The organism is Rhodococcus sp. MTM3W5.2, from assembly GCF_001984015.1.
Lineage (GTDB): Bacteria > Actinomycetota > Actinomycetes > Mycobacteriales > Mycobacteriaceae > Rhodococcus_G > Rhodococcus_G oryzae.
The window spans coordinates 4,956,349-4,972,654 of record NZ_CP019572.1 but is presented as its reverse complement, the minus strand read 5'-3'; the positions used below and the strand labels follow the sequence as shown (position 1 = coordinate 4,972,654).

The window sequence follows — 16,306 nt, the reverse complement described above, 5'->3', positions numbered from 1 at the left end:
CGTAGCGCGGGGCCCCCGGTGGAAGACCGGGCCGAGGCGACGGTCGTGACGACGACGGAGACGGCCGAGGCCGCCCCCGAGCAGAGCGCGCCGCAGACCGACGCGGACACGGCCACGCCCAAGGCGGCCGAGCCCGAGTCGGCTGTGGAAGCCGATTCTTCAGCGGATGCCGAGCCGGTGGACGCAGAGCCGGCCGCGAAGGCGCCCCGTCGCCGGCCGTCGGTCCTCATGGTCGTGGCGGGTGTGCTGGTGCTGGCGCTGATCGCGGCCGGGATCGTGCTGCTGTTCGACAGGAACGCGGCGAACGAGCGGGATGCCAAGCGGAACGCCTACGTGCAGACCGCCCGGCAGACCGTGCTGAACCTGACCACGATCAAGCCTGAAACCGCCAAGGAAGACGTCGAGCGCATCCTTGCGGGCGCGAGCGGCGACTTCAAGGCCGAGTTCGACGGCCGCCAGGACCCCTTTGTCAGCGTCGTGAAGGAGGCCTCGGTCACCACCGAGGGCCAGATCATCGAGGCCGGACTCGAGCGCGAGGACGGCAACAAAGCGCAGGTGCTGGTCGCCGCGCGGGCCAACGTGACCACACCGGATCAGTCCCAGTCGGGACCGCGCGACTTCCGGATGCGCGTGACGGTGACGGACGACGGCGGGACCATGACGGCGTCGAAGGTGGAGTTTGTGCCATGAGCGAGGACAAGTCGACCGAGCAGGTCACCGAGGACAAGTCGGCCGAGGCGGTCACCGAGCCGTCGGCCGAGCCTGGCACCACGGAGGTGACGCCGCGCAGTGTGCGGCGCACGGTGCTCGCGGCGGTCGCCGCGGCCCTGGTCATCGCCCTTGCCGCGGGTGTCGGGGTGCTGTTCTACCAGCACCTCCAGGACAACAAGACCGAGCAGGCGCGCACCGACGCGGTGGCGGCGGCGGGTGACCAGGCCGTCGCGATGCTGTCCTACAACTACAACACTGTCGACACCGATCTCGCCGAGGCCGCGAACGGCCTGACCGGGTCGTTCAAGGACGACTACAACACGCTGGTGGCGGAGGTGATCGCGCCCGGTGCGAAGGAGAAGAAACTCACCGTGCAGGTCACGGTGCAGGGCGGCTCCGTCGTCTCGGCCGACCCCGACGACGCCGTCGTGCTGCTGTTCCTGAACCAGATCACCACCAGTGCCGACGCCCCCGACGCGGCCACCACCGGTAGCCGGGTGCGGATGGAGATGCACAAGGACGGCGACCGCTGGCTGACCGGCCGGCTCACGCCGGTCTAACCGAGCGCAGACAAGGGTGCCGGCCCCGGGTTCACACCCGGGGCCGGCGCCCTTTTGCATGTCGGTCGGCTCAGGCCTTGAGTTCGTCGCCGAGCAGCGCGCCGCCCGCGACCGAATCCCGCGCCAGCGCGTTGAGGAACGACTTGGCCCAGCGGTCCACGTCGTGCGCGAGCACCTGACGGCGCATCGCGCGCATCCGGCGCCTGCCCGCCTCGCGGTCCTGGGTGAGCGCCGCGACCATCTCGTCCTTGACGCCGTCGAGATCGTGCGGGTTGGCCTGGTAGGCCTGGCGCAATTCGGCTGCGGCGCCGGTGAACTCGCTCAGCAGCAGGGCCCCACCGAGGTCGCTGCGGCAGGCCACGTACTCCTTGGCGACGAGGTTCATGCCGTCCCGGAGCGGGGTCACCAGCATGACGTCGGCGGCCACGAAGAAGGCGATAAGCTCCTCGCGGGGATCGGCCGGTGCAGGTAGTGCACCACCGGCCTGCCGACCTGGCCGAACTCGCCGTTGATCCGGCCGACCTGCTTCTCGATGTCGCCGCGCATCTGGATGTAGCTCTCGACCCGCTCCCTGCTGGGGTGGCGAGCTGGACCATGATGTTCTGGGCCGGATCCATCCGGCCCTCCTCGAGCAGCTCGCGAATGGCGTTGAGGCGGACGTCGATTCCCTTGGTGTAGTCCAGCCGGTCCACACCGAGCATGACCTTGTCCGGATTGCCGAGCTCCTTGCGGATCTGCTTGGCGCGATCCCTTATCGACTTCTTGCGGGAGAGCTCGTCGAGCTGGCCCGAGTCGATGGAGATCGGGAACGCGCCGACCCGCACGTTGCGGAAGCCCACCTGGACGACGCCGAGCTTGGACCGGACCCCGACATTGCCCCGCGACGTCGGCTGGCCCGCCAGCCGCCTCGCCAGGTACAGGAAGTTCTGTGCGCCGCCGGGCAGGTGGAAGCCGATCAGGTCGGCGCCCAGCAGGCCCTCGACGATCTCCCGCCGCCATGGCATCTGCATGAACAGCTCGACCGGCGGGAACGGGATGTGCAGGAAGAACCCGATGGTCAGGTCCGGGCGCAGCATCCGCAGCATCTTCGGCACCAGCTGGAGCTGGTAGTCCTGAATCCACACCGTCGCGCCGTGCGCGGCGGCCGCCGAGGTGGACTCGGCGAACCGGCGGTTGACCTCGACGTACGCGTTCCACCACGAACGGTCGTAGACCGGCTTGACGATCACGTCGTGGTACAGCGGCCACAGGGTGGCGTTGGAGAAGCCCTCGTAGTAGTCGGCGACCTCCTGCGCGCTCAGGCGCACGGGGTACAGCTCGATGCCATCCTCGACGATGGGGCCAAGATCGGTGTCCGGCACGCCCGGCCAGCCGACCCAGGCGCCCTTCTTGCCGCGCAGGATCGGTTCGAGCGCGGTGACGAGGCCACCCGGACTGCGCTTCCACCTGGTGCTGCCGTCGGGCAGGGTCTCGAGATCGACGGGCAACCGGTTGGCAACGACAACAAATTCCGAGGCGGAGCCCACAATCTTCCTTTGTTCGGATGCCGCCGCGACCGCGGCCGGCGCCGGCTGACTAGTCGATCTTGGCCGAGGGCCGATGCCGAGCATAGACAGCAACATCCGGCATTCGTCGGCATCTGTCGCATATGCCGCGACAACTCGCTGTGCCTGGCGGGCGGTCTCGTCCGCTACCGGCTCGAGCTCCTCGTCGGCGATGTCGTTCTCGGTGGTCGTCTTCGCGGCCATGTCGCTTGTTCCTCTCGGGCGGAGTACGCCTGCTGCGGCAGGTTCGTACGTGTCCGCGACTCTATGAGAACCGGGCGGTCCGGCGCTACTTCCACGTCAGTTAGGGTGTACTAACTTCAGCGGCATCTGGTCGCCGCACACTATCGGGAGGCTTGATGGGGCGCACATCTGCGCGCGACGGCGGTGCCGCCAATGGGCGCGGCGGCGGTGCCGCCAATGGGCAGGGCGGGGGTGCCGGGATTCTCCGGCGGACCGTCGCCAGGAACCGGGGACGTCTGACGATCGGTACGGCGCTGCTCGCAGTGCACCAGATCGCCGAGACGATGGTTCCCGTCGCCATCGGCATCATCGTCGGCCGCGCGATCTCGACCGGTGACACCGATGCGCTCGTCATCTCCGTGCTGGGGCTGGCGGCGCTGTTCCTGGTGCTGACGGCGGCCTGGCGGATGGGCGCCCGATTCATCGTGTTCGCGATGCAGAACGAGGCGCACCTGCTCCGGGTGGAGGTGGCGGGCCGGATCCTGCACCCAAGGGGTGTGCGGACGGACCTGCGCTCGGGTGAACTGCTCACCGTCTCCACCTCCGACGCGGACCGCGAGGCCTGGATCCTCGACGTGATCCCGCGCATCGTGGCAGCGCTCGTCGCGGCAGTGGCCTCCGCGGTGACCCTGCTGGTGATCGACGTCCCGCTCGGGCTCGCCGTCCTGATCGGCACGCCGGTGATCCTCGGCCTGATGCAGCTGGCGGCGCCGCTGATCACCCGTCGCGCCACCGCGGCGCAGGCGGCGACCGCCCGCGCGTCGGGCTCGGCCACCGACCTCGTGAGTGGGCTGCGTCCGCTGCGCGGGCTCGGCGCCGAGCGGGCCGCGGCGGCGCGCTATCGGGGGCCAGCGCCGACGCGCTGCGGTCGACCCTGCACGCGGCCAAGGCGACCGGCGTCTTCGTGGGCACCTCGGTGACGGTCAGCGCGCTGCTGGCCGTTGGGGTCGCGGGTGTGGCCGGCTGGTTCGCGCTGCAGGGCAGGATCTCGATCGGTGAACTGATCACCGTGGTCGGGCTGTCCCAGTTCATCATCGAGCCCCTCGGCACCCTCGCGAGGATGCCGGGCTTCCTCGCCACCGCACGGGCCTCCGCCGACCGGCTCGCGCTGGTGCTCGACGCCGATCCGATGGTCCCGGCAGGGTCGCAGTCGCTGCCGCCCCGGGTGACGCTGGAGCTGGCCGATGTCAGCTACCGGTCGCTGAGCGGCCTCGACCTCCACGCGCACCCCGGCGAGCTGGTGGGCGTCCTGGCGCACCGACCGCAGGACGCGGAGGCGCTGGCACACCTGCTGTCCGGGCACGTCGCGCCCGGCGACCACGGCGGCACCGTGGCCGTCGGCGGGGTGCACCTGGCCGAGATCGATCTGGCGCAGGCGCGCGGCGCCGTTGTCGTGGAGCCGCACAACACCGACCTGTTCGCTGGAACCGTCCGGTCGAACGTGCTGGCAAGCAGTCCCGACGCCGACCACGCCGAGGTGCGTCGGGCGCTGACGGCCTCCGCGGCGGTGGATGTCGTCGATGCGCACCCCGACGGACTCGACCTGCCGGTGACCGACCGCGGCGCGAGCCTGTCCGGCGGACAGCGACAGCGGGTGGCACTGGCGAGGGCGCTGCTCTCGCGGGCGCCGGTGCTGGTGCTGCACGATCCGACCACCGCCGTCGACGCGGTGACCGAACAGGCCATCGCGGAGGGCATCTCGCGGTTGCGACATGGGGCGAACGGGCACGTCGCCCCCGAGCGGGCACACACCACCGTGTTGATCACCAGCAGCCCCGCGCTGCTGGCGGTCGCGGACCGGGTGCTGGTCCTCGACGAGGGCCGGGTGGTCCGCGAGGGCACCCACGCCGACCTCGCCACGGCCGACGAGAACTACCGAAAGGTGGTGCTGCGATGAGCCTCACCGCAGAGCACCGGCCCCTGCTCCCGATCGCGACGGCGGGGGAGAGCTGGGCCTGGCTGCGAGCCGAGTTCGCGCGCGTCCGCCGCCTGACAGGGCTCACGCTCGCCGTCGGGACAGTCGGTGCGGCCGTGTCCCTAGTGCCGATCTACGTGTTCGGGATCCTGGTCGACCGGGTCCAGGCGAAGGCGCCGACCGAGATCATCGTCGGGGTGGTCGCGGTCATCGCCGTCGCCGCATTGCTCGGCGGGCTGTTCGCCGGCTGGGGCTCGGTGCTGATCAGCCGTCTCGGCGAGGGCATGCTCGCGCGGCTGCGGGAGCGGACGGTCGAGCGGGCGCTGACCCTGCCGATCGCGACGGTCGAGCGGGTGGGCAAGGGGACTTGCTCTCCCGCGTCGGCGACGACATCTCGGTGATCGGCAAGGCCGTCTCCGACGTGGTGCCGAACCTGGTCTCGGCGGTGTTGCTGGTGGCACTGAGCATGATCGCGATGCTCGGCATCGACTGGCGGCTCGGGCTGGCGGGCGCGGTGGCGCTGCCGATGTACGCGCTCGCGCTGCGCTGGTACCTGCCGCGGTCGGGCCCGATGTTCGCCGCGGAGCGGGTCGCGATGGGGGAGCGGTCCCAGGCGCTGATCAGCAGCATGCAGGGCGCGCGCACGGTCCGCGCGTACGGCCTCGAGAAGGTGCACCTGGCGGAGATCGACCGGGCATCCGGAAAGGCCAGGGACATCGCGACCGGGGTGTTCACCCTCTTCACCCGGTTCGCAGGCCGCGGCAACCGCGCCGAGTTCGTCGGGCTCTCGGTGATCCTGGTGGTCGGCTTCGCGCTGGTGAAGGGCGACATGGTGACCGTCGGCGAGACGACGGCCGCCGCTCTGCTGTTCCACCGGCTGTTCAACCCGATCGGCATGCTGATGTACACCTTCGGCGAGATCCAGTCGGCGGGCGCCAGCCTGGCGCGTCTGGTCGGCGTGGTGAACATCCCGGCGGAGAACGCGCCCCCGTCGGGGGCGGTGCCCGCGTCGGCGGAACTGCGCCTGACCGGGGTCCGGCACAGCTACGACGGATCCCGGGAGGTGGTGCGCGGCATCGACCTGCGCGTCGAGCCGGGGACGCGGGTGGCGCTGGTCGGCTCGACGGGTGCCGGGAAGACGACCGTCGCGGCGATCGCGTCGGGCTCGGTCACGCCAACCGCCGGCGAGGTGTCCATCGGCGGGGTCCCGCTGGCGGAGCTCGGCGAGAGCCTTCGTGAGCAGGTGGTGATCGTGAGCCAGGAGGTGCATGTCTTCGCAGGCCCGCTGATCGAGGACCTGCGCCTGGCCCGGCCGGACGCGACCGTGGAGCAGGCGCGGGCGGCGCTGCACACCGTCGGCGCGCTCGGTTGGGCGGACGTCCTCGAGGACGGGCTCGACACCGAGGTCGGCGAGGGCGGACACACCCTGACCGCGGCCCAGGCGCAGCAGCTGGCGCTGGCTCGCCTGGTGTTGGCCGATCCTGCGGTGGCGGTGCTCGACGAGGCCACCGCCGAGGCGGGCAGTGCGGGCGCACGCGACCTCGAGGTGGCGGCGGAGGCGGCGACCAGGGGGCGCACCACGCTGGTGGTGGCCCACCGGCTCACGCAGGCGGCCACCGCGGATCGGGTGCTGGTGCTCGAGCACGGCGAGGTCGTCGAGGAGGGGACACACGACGAGCTGGTCGCCGCGGGCGGACGGTACGCGCAGCTGTGGACGGCCTGGTCCGGTAGATAGGACCGGGCCGCCCACGACCGCCGCGCGAGTTCAGCCCTTCGCGGCGGCGGTGAACCGTTCGCGGATGAAGGACCCGGTTTCGAGGGTGTCGACGATTGCGGAGGCGTAATCGCCGGTGGTGATGCGGCTGTTCCCGGCCTCGTCGGTGAGCGGGGTGTCGCGGGCCTCTGCCAGGTACGACCCCGTCTTGTCGCCCGGGACCAGGTGGACAGGGGAGGGCTGGCGTAGGACCACTCGACCGGGCTGGCCGAGCCGCGGAAGATCTGCAGGGCCTCGGTCTGGTCGAGCGCGGTCTCCAGGTACTGCGCGGGGAAGTCGGGGGAGTCGACGAAGCGCTTGCCCGGCTCGGATTCCAGGCTGCCGCCACCACCGAGGAAGACCAGGCGGTTCACGCCTGCCACCGGGAGAGCCTCGAGGAGGGCCCGCGCGCCGCGCGGCACCAGCCGCTCGGGGCCCTTCACCGACACGACCACGGCATCGTGGCCCGCGACGGCGGCCGCGATGGAGGCCAGATCGGTGACGTCGACATCGCTGCTGCCAAGCGAGGTGACGTGATGGCCGCGGGCGGTGGCCTCCCGTGCCACGGCGCCGCCGAGGTTGCCGGTGGCGCCGATGATTGCGACCTTCATGTGTGCCTGCCTTTCGAGGAATTGTCCGATGAGGGGCGCGATCTCGGGGAGGTTCTCTTCCAGCGCGAAGTGGCCGGTGTCGAAGACGTGCAGCTCGGCGTCCGGCAGGTCGCGCAGGTATGCGTGTGCCCCCGGCTCGGTGAAGAAGGCGTCGCCGCGACCCCACAGGATCAGCGTGGGCGGCCGGTGCTCTCGGAGCCACGCCTGCCACTGCGGGTAGAGGGCGACGTTGCTCGTGTAGTCCAAGGCCAGCGCGCGCTGGGCGTCCTTGCGTCCGGGCAGGTCGAGGAAATGCTGGTCGAGGGTCCATCCGTCGGGGGCGATCAGCTCGGGCCTTGTGGTGCCGCCCTCGTACTGGCTGCGGGTCACGGGCAGGGTGAACAGGCCGTCGAGCGCGTCGGCGGGCGCGGCGATGGTGTCCAGTGCCAGGCCGGACAGTCCTTCTTCGTATGCGTTGGCGTTCTGCACGATCAGGCCGGAGATCCACTCCGGATGCCGGGTCGCCAACCGAAGGCCGACCGGGCCGCCGAAGTCGAAGAGGTACATGGCGAAGCGTTTCAGCCCCTTCGCGGTGACGAAGCCCTCCATCACGTCCGCCAACCGGTCGAAGGAATAGACGAAGTCGTCGGGCGTCTCGGTGTGGCCGAACCCCGGGTAGTCGGGCGCGATCAGCCGGTAGCGCGAGCCGAGCGCGTCCATGAGTCGACTGAACTGGTGCGAGGCCGTCGGGAAGCCGTGTAGCAGAAGGAGCGGGATTCCATCCTCGGGCCCGGTCTCCCGGTAGAAGACCCGGACGCCGTCGGCGTCGACATATCCGTGGCTGATGCGGGGGATCTGGATCGTCATGCCACATGCCTCTTTCGGTTGATGTTGCATTAGTTATAGTATCGCCCATCTAATGTGTCAAGCGCTTCATGTAGCATTACTTGCATGAGGTTCTTGACGGGCGAGCCGCTGGCGCTGGATCTGCTCAACACGCGCGCACACACCCCGAACGGTGAGATCGACGCACTGGACACGGGCGAGGACTTCCAGTTCTGGCTCGAGGCACAGGCCGACCGGCTCACCCCACTGTCGGCGGTGCCATCCGATGCCGACCGCGCCGCGGTCCGTCAGCTGCGTGAGTACGTGGCCGAAGCGGTCGAGCAGGCGCGGCAGGGCGCTCGGCCCTCGCCGGAAACGGTGGAGGCACTGAATCTGTCCGTCCGGTCGGCGCCGCGGTACACGGTCGCGACATGGGACGGCGAGAGGCTTGTCGCCGAGGTGCGCCGAGACGGCGACGAACGGGACCGGTTGCTCGCCGGGCTGGCCGAGGCTGCCGTTGAGTTGCTGACCGACCCCGACGTCGTCAAGGTGCGTGGGTGTGAGGGCCCGCACTGCACCCAGCTCTTCCTGCCTGCACACCCACGCCGACGCTGGTGCTCACCCGCGCTGTGTGGCAACCGCGTTCGGGTCGCCCGCTACCACCAGCGTCACAACGGCTGATCGTGCGCGGGCGGGCCGCGCCGCGGTGGAAGCCCTTCCGGTCGTAGAGCAGGGTCACGCTGGCGCCGAGCGCCAGCCCGACCAGCAGGCCTATCAGCGTCATCATCACGGCGTGCGTGAGGTCGCCCGCACCGCCGCTGGAGAAATAGAGCAGGGCGCGGGCGCCGAGGAATACCTGGTGCATGGGCTCGAAGTTCGCCAGCCAGCCGTAGATCGGTGGGGTCGCCTCGATCGGGATGGTGCCGCCCGAGGACGGCAATCCGAGGACGACGAACAGGATGAGGTTGACCAGCAGTCCGACGGTGCCGAACACCGCGAGCACCGACAGCGCGGTGATGCCGACCGCGGCGATGGCGAAGGTGCCGTACATCCACAACGCGAGCTGGTTGGGGATCGGCATGCCGAGGGCGCGGCCGACGGCCACGTACAGCCCCGAGACGACCGGGGCGAGCACCACCATCACGGCCCACTTCGACAGCAGTGTCCGGAACCGTGAGATCTCGACCGCTGGGTTGTGCACGTACCGCGGACCGAACTCGGTGGGCGCGAAACCCAGCATCCCGTCGGCCAGCGAGTTCACGATCATGCCGCCGGTGAACCCGGCGAGCACCAGCAGGAGCGCGTAGTAGAACGCGGACAGGCCGTTGCCGGTCCCGTCGGGCAGTGGATTGTGTGCGGTGGTGAGCACCTTGATCGGTTCGGCCAGGCTCAGCCGCGCGGCGCCCGAGAGCGCCGGGGCGTCCGCGATCGCGGCGAGCTGGGCGTTGACCTGCTCGGTCAGCTGCGCGCCGACCTTGTCGTTGACCGCGTTGAGGGCGGGCCAGGCGATGCCCGTGACCAGCCCGACGCCGAACGTCCCGGCGCGGGGATTGGTGTAGACGGTGATGATCGGCTTCTCGACGTCCCCGGGGATGACACCCGCCTTGGCCAGGATCAGCAGTCGCTTGGTGAAATCGCTCGGGATGACGATCGCGCCGTAGATCTCGCCGGTGTCCAGCCGGGACTGGGCCTGCGCGATCCCGATCTGCTGCAGGTCGACCTTGTCCGCGGGGACGTTCGCCACCAGTCCCTCGGTGATCTGGTTGCCGAAGTTCTCCGGCTTGTCGCCCTCGGGGTGGACACCGTGTCGCCCTCGTCCTGGTTGACGATCGCGAGGGGGAAGTCGTGCAGGTTGCCCTTCGCGTCGAGGATCCCGCCCAGGTACAGCGCCGCGAGCAGGGACATCAGCAGGGACACCACGACGAGCGGCGCCAACCAGAATCGGGGCGTGCGCACCACGTGCGTCGGACGGTCGGTCGAACCTCGCCTCAGCGATGTCACAGTGGTAACCCCTCGTCCGCGGATATCCGTGTGCCGATTGTCGCAGCAACGACGGAGGCCGGCAGCGCATCGCACTGCCGTGGGTGAACCCGATCGTCATAGAATTCCGGGCAGGGTCGCTCTGCCGGTTCAATGGGGGAATCGAAGGCGGTGGTCGATGTGGGCGGGGAATTCGAGCCCGGCACGATTCTCGCGGGCTACCGGATCGAACGGGTGTTGGGTCGAGGCGGGATGGGCGATGTGTACCTGGCCGATCATCCGAATCTGCCCCGCCAGGTTGCCCTCAAGGTGTTGCATGCGTCGTGGACCCGCGACGACTACGTCCGTTCGCGCTTCGAATCGGAGGCCGATCACGCCGCTCGGCTCGAGCACCCCAACATCGTCACCGTCCACGACCGCGGCAGGGAGGGCGATCTGTTGTGGATTGCGATGCAGTACGTTCCCGGAGTCGACGCCAAGCAGGCGCTCGAGTCAGGCCCGCTGGACGTCGAGCGCGCTGTGCACATCATCTCGGAAACCGCCAAGGCCCTCGACTACGCGCACGGCGCCGGGGTGCTGCACCGCGATGTGAAACCCGCGAACATTCTGCTCGCACCCGGTGAACCCGAACGCGTGCTGCTCACCGATTTGGGTACCGCGACGCGTGAGACGCTTCACCTGACCCAGACCGGAATGCTGGTCGCGACTCTCCTCTACGCCGCACCCGAGCAGATCCAGGGCGGCGATCTCGACCACCGCGTCGACATCTATGCGTTGGGTTGCACGTTCTTTCACCTGATCACCGGTCAGCCACCCTTTGCGGGCAGCTCGGCCGCCGCTGTCATGAACGCCCATCTGAACGCGCCGATCCCGAGACCGAGCGTGCTACGCCCGGAATTGCCAGGAGGATTCGACATCGCCATCGCGCGAGCGATGGCCAAGAACCGCGACGACCGCTTCTCCACGTGCCGAGAGCTCGTCGACGCCGCCCGTGCCGCGTTGCTGAGCGCACATGAATCGGCGACTCGACCGTCGCCGCATGTCGTCGCTCCGTCGGCAACCGAGACAATCGAGCATGCTCCCGAAACGGTGCGCCCAGACCAATTCGCCGGTCCGACCGCGCCGTCGCCAATGCCGGATCGAACCGAATTCGCGAAGGCGCCACCTCCCGCATCATTTCCCCAAATGCCTTGGTGGCGAAGACGATTAGCAATCGGCGTCGCCGCGCTCGTCGCGCTGATCGTTGGTGCGGCCGCAGTGTTCATCGTCTGGCCCGAATCGCGGCCCGCGTCGGAGCAGGTCGTACTGCCCCTGGAAGGCCTCGGCGAGCCCTTCGGCGTGGCGACCAGCGGCGACGGCGATGTATACGTCACCGATCAGAACAACAATCGGGTGATCATGAAAAGGACCGGCGTCGACAGCCAAACCGTCCTTCCGTTCACTGGATTGTCCCTCCCATCGGGCATTGCGGTCAGCGACCGCGGCGATGTCTATGTAGCCGACTCGGCAAACAACAGAGTCGTGATGCTCAGACCCGGTTCCGACTCGCAGACCGTGCTGCCGTTCACTGACCTGAAAGCGCCCCTCGCGGTGGCCGTGGGTGGTTTCGGCGACGTCTACGTAGCGGACACGATGAACAACCGGGTTCTCGTGCTCCCCGCTGCGTCGAGCACGGCTACGGTGCTCCCGTTCCCCGGGCTCATCGGTCCGTACGGCGTCGCCGTGAACGATCGCGGCGACGTGTATGTCTCGACCGCCAACAACGCTGTTCTGAACCTGAGCGCCATGTCGGGCACCATGACGGTGCTCCCGTTCAAGGACGTCAGCGGCGCCGACGCCGTCGCGGTGAGCGAATCTGGGGATGTATTCGTCGCGGACGGCCTCCACAACCGGGTTCTGGCGTTGCCCGCCGGATCCGACGAGCAGACGGTCCTGCCGTTCACCGGCCTCGACGGACCCGTCGGGCTTGCCGTCAACGGCGATGGGGACGTGTATGTCGCCGACCTCGGCAACAGTCGGGTGCTCATGTTGCCGGCAGGATCCGCTCGAAACTAGCAGCGACGACGGAGGCCGGCAGCGCATCGCGCTGCCGGCCTCCTCGATTCGATCCAGGGCCGCCGCCGCTAGCGGGCGGCCACCGTCTCCTCGCCCTCGAGCGCGTGAGCCGGCAGCTCGCGCTGCAGCTTCTCGCCCTCGATGTCGACGTTCGGCAGGATCCGGTCCAGCCACGCCGGGAGCCACCACGCCTTGTCGCCGAGCAGGGCCATAACCGCGGGGATGATCACCATGCGGACCACGAAGGCGTCGAAGAAGACCGCCGCCGCCAGGGCGAAGCCGATCGACTTGATGAACGAGTTCGGCTCCGCGATGAAGGCCGCGAACACCGACATCATGATCAGCGCGGCGGCGGTGACCACCCGCGACCCGTGGGTGAACCCGATCGTCATCGCGTCCTTGGCGGAGGCGCCGTGCACGTATTCCTCACGCATCCGGGTCACCAGGAATACCTGGTAGTCCATCGCCAGGCCGAAGACCACGCCGATCAGGAAGATCGGCATGAAGCTGACCAGCGGCTGCGGGTTCCCGACCAGACCGCCCCAGCCGTTCTGGAAGATCGCGACCGTGGCACCGAAGGTGGCCGCGACGCTGAGCAGGAAGCCAAGGGTGGCGGTCAGCGGCACGAGCAGCGACCGGAACACCAGCGTCAGCAGGATGAATGCCAGCCCGACCACCACCAGCAGGTAGGGGATCAGGGCGTCCTGCAGGCGGTCGGAGATGTCGGTCTCGAGCGCGGTCTGACCGGTGACGCCGTAGTTGACGCCGATCTGCTCGTGCATCCCGGTCTCGCTGTCCCGGATGGACTGCATCAGGTCGACGGTCTTCGGGTCGGTCGGTCCACTGGCAGGGGTGACCAGGATCTGCGCGGTATCGCCCGCCTGGTTGACGCCGATCACCTGCGCGTTGGCGACATCGGTCTGCTCGGAGATCGTCGCGGCGACATCGCCGAACGCCTGCATCGCCGGGACGGTGGCGTCGCGGGCATCGACGACCACCAGCAGCGGGCCGTTGCGGCCGGGGCCGAAGCCCTCGTCGATCAGGTCGTAGGCCTGACGGGCGCTGGTGGCGGGGTCGCCGGTGGCCTGGCTGGGCAGCGCCAGCTTGAGGCCGGTCGCGGGCACCGCGAGCACGGCGAGCAGCAGCACACCGCCGATGAGGGGATCAGCGGGACGCGCGCGACCCAGCGGGCGTAGCGCATGGCCGACCCCGGCTGCATCGAGCCGGACTCGGGATCCTTGGCCTTGACGAACGGGATCCGGCCCGCGAACACCTTGCTGCCGAACAGCCCGAGCATCGCGGGCAGGAAGGTCAGCGCGATCAGCACCGCGATGAACACGGAGAAGCCGGCGGCCATGCCCATGTCGGTGAGGAACTTGATGCCGACCACCCGCAGCGCGACGAGCGCGATGATCACGGTCAGCCCCGCGAAGACCACGGCCGATCCGGCGGTGCCCACGGCGCGTCCTGCCGCTTCCTCGCGGTTGTCGGTGACGGTCAGTTCGTGCCGGAAGCGCGAGACGATGAACAGCGAGTAGTCGATCGCGACGGCCAGGCCGATCATGATCGCCAGGGTCGGCGTCATCGATCCGAGTTCGGTGAATCCGGTCGCGATGGTGATGCCGAGGCTGCCGATGCCGACGCCGATTATCGCGGAGATCAGCGGCAGACCGGCGGCGACGAGCGAACCGAAGGTGATCATCAGGACGACCGCGGCCACGGCCATGCCGATCAGCTCGGTGGTGCCCCCTGGAGCCTCCTGGACCTGCGCGGCGCTGCCGCTGAGCTGAACGTTCAGCCCGGCGTCGCGGCCGACCTTGGCGGCGGCGTCGATCTCCGCGATCAGGTCGTCGGTGACGTCGGTGACCTCGCCGCTGAACGGCACGTCGACATAGCCGACGGTCGCGTCCGCGCTGAGCGAGGACAGCGCCTGCGCGTCGGCGAGCGCGCGGTTGAGCGGCTTGCCGGACTCCTGCGCCTGCTCGGTGACCATCTCGATCAGGCCGTCATGGGCGACGACGGGGTTGACCAGGGCCGCGCTGCGTTCCCCTGCGGCGGGCGGGGTGGCGGGGTCGGCCTTCGCGGCGGGCTCGACCTGCTCGATGCCGCGCACCTTGTCCAGCACGGCGTCCATCGCGGCCTCGTTCGCCGGGTCCGTCAGCGTCTGGCCGTTCGGCGCGGCGAAGACGAAGCGTGCGCTGAGCGAGTTGAAGGGGTCGCTGCCCGCGGCCTCAGGGAAGCGCTCGGCCATCAGGTCCTGCGCCTGCTGCGCGGGCGTCCCTGGGATCGAGAACGAGTCGTTGGTCGGCCCGGAGAGGGTTGCGGCGCCGACGCCCATCAGGACGAGAAGGGTGAGCCAGATGGACAGGACCGTGCCCTTTCGCCGATAGGCGAACTTGCCGATCCGATAGAGATAGGTGGCCATGGAGGACCCTTCGTTCGAGGTGGTACGGGTCGGTCAGTGCTGCGTGGGGAGGGGTGGCTGCGGGATGCCTGCGCGGAGTTGGCGGAACGCCTCGGTGACGAGCTCGCCAGGGTTCGCGTAGTCGGAGGTGCCCTGTATCCAGAGGTCGATCGCCGCCTTACAAGCGGCCCCCGAGGCCATCTGCAGCAGGTTCGGGTACAGGTCGCGCTCGATGTCGGTGCCGGTGCGTTCGGCGATCGCCTCGCCGAAGATGCGGGATACGCGCCCGTGCAGCTCGAGCCTGCGGGCGAGCAGCGCGGGGCTGTCCTCGACGAGGGCCATCACGGCGAAGGTGTCGGTGAGATCGCGCTCGGGATCCATCACGATGCCGACGACCAGTGTCTCGAGCGAGTCCCAGATGGGTTCCTCGGCCGGGCGTTCGCGGAGTTGCTGCACCCACTCGGTCACTTCGGTCTCGAAGCGGTAGAGGATGGCCTCTTCCTTGGACGGGAAGTAGTTGTGAAAGGTGCGCGTGGAGACGCCCGCGTCGGACGCGATGGCGTCCGCCGTCACGCAGTCGATGCCGAGGGTCCTGGCGAGCCGGACCGCGGCGTCGCTCAGTGCCCGTCGGGTGGCGGCCTTTTTGCGGTCGCGCAGGGGCAGTTCGTGGATCACTCCATCGACGGTACGGACTTTGCAGACCTCTGCAAGGTTGCAGAGGTCTGCAAAATTGGTGTGGTTGCCCACACTCGATGCCGCTCGGTGACGGGGGTCACCGAGCGGGGCCGTCAGCTCAGGTAGCCGCCGCCGTGCGGGAAGAACTCCTTGCCGGTCATCTCGGTGCCGTCTTCGAGGCGCACGCGCTCGATCGACAGGCCCCGGTTGCGGCCGCTCCACGCGTCGGGCCCGGCGACGATGACCATGCCGTCGCCCTCGTGGATGAAGACCCGGCCTGGGGTGCCGCCGTAACAGCCCTTGGACACCGAGGACTCGATGACGCGGATGCGCTGGCCCTTGAAGTGGGTGAACGCGTTCGGGTACGGGTCGGACTGCGCGCGGACGAGTCGCTCGATGACCTCGGCGGGCCAGGTCCAGTCGATCCGGCTGTCCTCCGCGGCGCGCTTGTGGAAGAAGGTGGCCTGCGACCGGTCCTGGGGCGTCCAGTCCGTGCGGCCGGACTCGATGAGGTCGAGGGCGTCGACGGTGATCGGGCCGATCATGTCGACGGTCCGGTGGAACAGGTCGGTGACCGTGTCCTTCGGGCCGACGGGGGTGCTGCGCTGCAGGATGATGTCGCCCGCGTCGAGTTCCTCGTCCATCAGGTGTGCGGTGAGGCCGACCTCGGGTTCGCCGTTGATCAGGGCCCAGATCAGCGGGGAGAACCCGGTGTACTTCGGCAGCAGCGAGTCGTGGATGTTGAGGGTGCCGTAGCGGGGGGCATCGAAGACGTCCTGCGGCAGCCAGGTGCGCCAGTTGTTCGCCACGATGATGTCGGGGTCGGCCTGCTTCAGTGCGGCCTTGAAATCCTCGTCGGGCTTGTTAGCGATGTGCACCGGCACCCCGTGCTCGGCGGCGAGATCGGCGACCGAATCGGCCCACATCCGCTCGTACGCGTGGTCGCTCTTGGGGTGGGTGATCGCAAGCACCACCTCATGTTTGGAATCCAGCAGCGCCTGCAGGGTACGGTGACCCCAGGTCTGGTATCCGAGCGTGGCGACTCTCAACG

The 16,306-nt window shown here is 69.2% G+C and carries 7 protein-coding genes and 6 pseudogenes; 6 read left to right on the top strand and 7 right to left on the bottom strand.

Annotated elements, in window-relative coordinates; genetic code table 11:
* Nucleotides 1–18 precede the first annotated feature (18 nt).
* Both BTZ20_RS27425 and BTZ20_RS22605 read left to right on the top strand, forming a co-directional pair.
* Nucleotides 19–690, top strand: coding sequence for a hypothetical protein (locus BTZ20_RS27425; RefSeq protein WP_223263476.1), 672 nt, complete (start codon nt 19–21; stop codon nt 688–690).
* The gene (locus tag BTZ20_RS22605; protein ID WP_077042888.1) at nt 687–1,271 is read left to right on the top strand and encodes a h domain protein; all 585 of its coding nucleotides are present in this window, start codon (nt 687–689) and stop codon (nt 1,269–1,271) included. The genes BTZ20_RS27425 and BTZ20_RS22605 overlap by 4 nt, the downstream gene beginning before the upstream one ends.
* 70 nt (nt 1,272–1,341) lie before the next feature.
* Here BTZ20_RS22605 and BTZ20_RS22600 read toward each other — a convergent pair.
* A pseudogene (locus tag BTZ20_RS22600) lies at nt 1,342–2,881 on the bottom strand (trehalose-6-phosphate synthase).
* A 293-nt stretch (nt 2,882–3,174) separates the two neighbouring features.
* Between BTZ20_RS22600 and BTZ20_RS22595 the strand changes: the two are divergent.
* Nucleotides 3,175–4,955: pseudogene (locus BTZ20_RS22595) on the top strand (ABC transporter ATP-binding protein).
* Nucleotides 4,952–6,708 (top strand): annotated as a pseudogene (locus tag BTZ20_RS22590) (ABC transporter ATP-binding protein). Before BTZ20_RS22595 ends, BTZ20_RS22590 begins: the two co-directional pseudogenes overlap by 4 nt.
* A 30-nt stretch (nt 6,709–6,738) precedes the next feature.
* On the opposite strand, the gene BTZ20_RS27420 reads toward BTZ20_RS22590, so the two are convergent.
* Both BTZ20_RS27420 and BTZ20_RS29970 read right to left on the bottom strand, forming a co-directional pair.
* Complete coding sequence (locus tag BTZ20_RS27420; RefSeq protein WP_189636705.1) at nt 6,739–6,942, bottom strand: hypothetical protein; 204 nt, start codon at nt 6,940–6,942, stop codon at nt 6,739–6,741.
* 14 nt (nt 6,943–6,956) lie between these two features.
* Nucleotides 6,957–8,036: pseudogene (locus BTZ20_RS29970) on the bottom strand (alpha/beta fold hydrolase); the annotation flags it as partial.
* A 231-nt stretch (nt 8,037–8,267) separates the two neighbouring features.
* Here BTZ20_RS29970 and BTZ20_RS22575 point away from each other — a divergent pair.
* Nucleotides 8,268–8,822: a CGNR zinc finger domain-containing protein gene (locus tag BTZ20_RS22575; RefSeq protein WP_077042887.1), complete on the top strand. Its 555-nt coding sequence runs from the start codon at nt 8,268–8,270 to the stop codon at nt 8,820–8,822.
* Between the two features lie 130 nt (nt 8,823–8,952).
* On the opposite strand, the pseudogene BTZ20_RS22570 reads toward BTZ20_RS22575, so the two are convergent.
* A pseudogene (locus BTZ20_RS22570) lies at nt 8,953–10,212 on the bottom strand (YhgE/Pip domain-containing protein); the annotation flags it as partial.
* 89 nt (nt 10,213–10,301) lie between these two features.
* Here BTZ20_RS22570 and BTZ20_RS22565 point away from each other — a divergent pair.
* A complete protein-coding gene (locus BTZ20_RS22565) occupies nt 10,302–12,176 on the top strand; it encodes a serine/threonine-protein kinase PknD (protein WP_077043913.1) in 1,875 nt (624 codons plus the stop codon).
* A 68-nt stretch (nt 12,177–12,244) separates the two neighbouring features.
* On the opposite strand, the pseudogene BTZ20_RS22560 reads toward BTZ20_RS22565, so the two are convergent.
* The 3 genes and pseudogenes from BTZ20_RS22560 to BTZ20_RS22550 form a co-directional block, all read right to left on the bottom strand.
* Nucleotides 12,245–14,601, bottom strand: a pseudogene (locus BTZ20_RS22560) (MMPL family transporter).
* A 33-nt stretch (nt 14,602–14,634) separates the two neighbouring features.
* Entirely contained in the window at nt 14,635–15,255 is a 621-nt protein-coding gene (locus tag BTZ20_RS22555) for a TetR family transcriptional regulator (protein WP_077042885.1), read from the bottom strand.
* 113 nt (nt 15,256–15,368) lie between these two features.
* Nucleotides 15,369–16,304, bottom strand: a complete 936-nt coding sequence (locus tag BTZ20_RS22550; protein WP_077042884.1) for a methionyl-tRNA formyltransferase — start codon at nt 16,302–16,304, stop codon at nt 15,369–15,371.
* Nucleotides 16,305–16,306 lie beyond the last annotated feature (2 nt).